Below are 2969 nucleotides of genomic sequence, written 5' to 3' on the forward strand. Positions count from 1 at the left end.
GGACCGGCCCGGTCCCGCCCCGGGGCATCGGTTCCCGCCTCGCCGCCGGCCTGGACGAGCGACTGAACCGCGCGGGGCTGCGCACCCCCTTCGAGCGGGACCGCCCGGCGGCGGCGGCCGTCGCGGTTCTCTCCGTCGGCCTGCTCCTGCTCACCCTCCTGTTTCTCGCGCGGATGGAGGGCATCCGGATCCCGCAGCCCGCCACGGTGGCCCTGATCCTGCTCGTCGGCGCGCAGTCGGCGGTGCTGTGCGTGCGCCGTCGGAACCCGGTCGCGTGCCTGGTGACCGTCGCGGTCCTCCAACTCGCGATCCTCCCCTTCTTCCCTCCGGGGGTGAACTTCCAGGGGCTCGCGCCCTTCGTGGCCGCCTACACCTTCGGCACCCTCCTGCCCATCCGGTACCCGGCCCGGGTCCTGGCGGTCGTGGTCGTCTTCCACGGCCTGCTGGGCGCCGTGGTCCCCGGGGCGCTCGCGGCCTCGGCCGCAGCGGTGGACCCCGGGTTCCCGGTCGGTGTCGGGGACGCCCCGATGCTGCGCCTCCTCGAAGCGACGGTCTGGGCCGTGCTGGTCTACGGCGGCTCCGCGCTCGTCGGGGTCCATGTCGGAACCCGCCGCCGGTACCTCACGCTCCTGCGGATCCGAGCTGAGGAGGCGATCCGTGCCCAGCGGGAACGCGCCGAACACGCCATCCGGACCGAACGGACCAACATGGCGCGCGAGTTGCACGACATCGCCGCCCACCACCTGTCCGGAATGGTTGTCCAGGCAGGGGCCGTGGAACGACTCATCGGCCGGGACGACCACGCCGCCCGCGAGGCGACCGCCTGGATCCGCGTCCGGGGCCGGGAAACCCTCGACGGCCTGCGCCTGATCGCCCGAACCCTGCGCGACCCCGGGTGGGACGCGGACCGGTCGGACCCGGGGGAGGGGGACCGGGACGGGCCGGTGCCGCTCGGGGCGCCGATGCCGGGGGTCGCCGCCCTCGACACCCTGGTGCGCGCGGAACGGGAGCTGGGCACCACGGTCGAACTCGTCCGGGAGGGCGAGCCGTACGCACTGCCGCCGGTCGCCGATGTCACCGTCCACGCGGTGGCCCGGGAGGCGCTGTCGAACGCCCGCGATCACGCCGCCGGCGCCCCGGTGCGGATCCTCCTGTGCCACGAGGCCGGCCGGGTCGTCCTGGAGGTGGACAACGGTCCGGGACGGGGGACGGGAAAGGACACCACGGCCGCGAAGGGCTCCGCCCACCGGGGGATGGGACTGCTCGGGATGGGGGAGCGGGCCCAACTCGTCAACGGCCGACTGTCGGCCGGGCCGACCCCCTCGGGCGGATGGCGCGTCCGGCTGGAGGTCCCGGTGGACCGCGAGCGGGTCCCGGCCGGCGACACCCCGACCGGCGCGGCGCGGCACACGGACGATGGCGCGGAGAGGAACGAACGGTGATCAGGGTGCTCCTGGTGGACGACCAGGCCATGGTGAGGGCGGGCTTCCGCGTCATCCTCGGCACGGCCGAGGACATCGAGGTGGTCGGGGAGTGCGCCGACGGCCCCCGGGCCGTGGAACTCGCCGAACGCCTGAAGCCCGACGTCATCTGCATGGACGTGCGGATGCCCGGCGGTGACGGCCTGTCCGCCACCCGCGAGATCCTCTCCCGCGCCGTGGAGGACCCGCCCAAGGTTCTCGTCGTCACCACCTTCGACCTGGACGAGTACGTCTTCGGCGCGCTGGAGGCCGGTGTCGCCGGGTTCGTCCTGAAGGACACCGACCCCGATGAACTGGTCGACGCCGTGCGTCGGGTCGCCCGGGGCCAGGGGCTGGTGGACCGGGCGGTGACCCGACGCGTCATGGACGAGTTCGCCCGCCGCACACCCGCCGACCGACCGGCACCGGAGGCCGCCGAACTGCTCACGGACCGGGAGACCGAGATCGTCCGCCTACTCGCCCGGGGCATGTCGAACGCCGAGATCGGGCGGGAACTGTTCATCGAGACCAGCACCGTCAAGTCCCACCTGGGCCGGGCGATGACCAAGATCGGGGCCCGGGACCGCCTCCAGACCGTCGTATGGGCGTACCGCAACGGCGTGGCCCGCCCGTAGACGCCGGGGGCGGGGCGCGGAGGCGGGGGCGAGATGAGCCGGCGAGTCAGTCGTCCTCGTCGTCCTCCGAGCTTCCCCAGCCCAGGGAGAGGAGCCAGGGGGAGAAGAGACAGTAGGCCACCAACAGGCCGGGGAAGATCCACGCCAGGGGGGCGGTGAGGAACTCCCCGAAGGCGGCACCCGGCGGGTACCCGGCGGCGAGGGCGGCCAAGGCCACCATCGCGCCCACCAGCACCAATTCGCGCACCAGGTACCGCAGCCGGGCAGGGAGCCCGGACGGACGGAGACCGGCGTCCTCCCGGATCACCACCGGGAGGAAGGCCGGAGAGAACAGGAAATAGAGGGAGAGGGCCGTACAGACGACCAGGACGTACGGGCTCAGGAAGACATCGCTCCACCCCATCCCCGGCTCGTGTCGCAGCCCGGGATCCCCTGCCGTTCCTCCCAGGCGAAGCCTGCGGCGATCACCGCGTGAAAACCCCACACCAACCAGACCAACTCCAGGCGGTTGGCCCACCGCGTTCCTTTCCGTACTCTCCGCACGGCGCCCCCTCCCGGACCGGTGACGGCCCGGACTCACCCGATGCCGGTCTCCTGCCGGACCCGCTGCCGCCCCCGGCGCAGGTTCCGGACCAACGTGCACGTGCTGAGCGGGAACAGCGCCACTCCCGCCCCCACCCACACGCCCGCCCCATCGGCGCGGTACTCGCGCACGGCACCGAAGAGGAGAAGAGCTGTGATGAGAACTCCGAGGATGGACATCACGGCGGAGATCCGGGCTTCGGTACGGTCGTTCTCCCGCACATCATCCTTCGTCACGGCGCCCGGGGAATGAAGCCGTTCGGTGTCGATCAACCGAACAACGGGAAACGAT

General features: G+C 72.7%; 4 protein-coding genes. 2 read left to right on the forward strand and 2 right to left on the reverse strand.

Annotated elements, in window-relative coordinates:
- Together FNQ90_RS18120 and FNQ90_RS18125 are read left to right on the forward strand one after the other, a co-directional pair.
- The coding region (locus tag FNQ90_RS18120; RefSeq protein WP_182607341.1) for a sensor histidine kinase at positions 1-1442 on the forward strand (1442 nt) is incomplete at its 5' end.
- Positions 1439-2095, forward strand: coding sequence for a response regulator (locus tag FNQ90_RS18125; RefSeq protein WP_182607342.1), 657 nt, complete (start codon positions 1439-1441; stop codon positions 2093-2095). The genes FNQ90_RS18120 and FNQ90_RS18125, both read left to right, overlap by 4 nt.
- 46 nt (positions 2096-2141) lie before the next feature.
- On the opposite strand, the gene FNQ90_RS18130 is transcribed toward FNQ90_RS18125, so the two are convergent.
- Positions 2142-2498, reverse strand: a complete 357-nt coding sequence (locus FNQ90_RS18130) for a hypothetical protein (RefSeq protein ID WP_182607343.1) — start codon at positions 2496-2498, stop codon at positions 2142-2144.
- A 173-nt stretch (positions 2499-2671) separates the two neighbouring features.
- On the reverse strand, positions 2672-2969 hold a 298-nt coding region (locus FNQ90_RS18135), incomplete at its 5' end, for a hypothetical protein (RefSeq protein ID WP_228471364.1).

Source organism: Streptomyces alkaliphilus (genome assembly GCF_014141535.1).
Taxonomy (GTDB): Bacteria; Actinomycetota; Actinomycetes; order Streptomycetales; family Streptomycetaceae; genus Streptomyces; species Streptomyces alkaliphilus.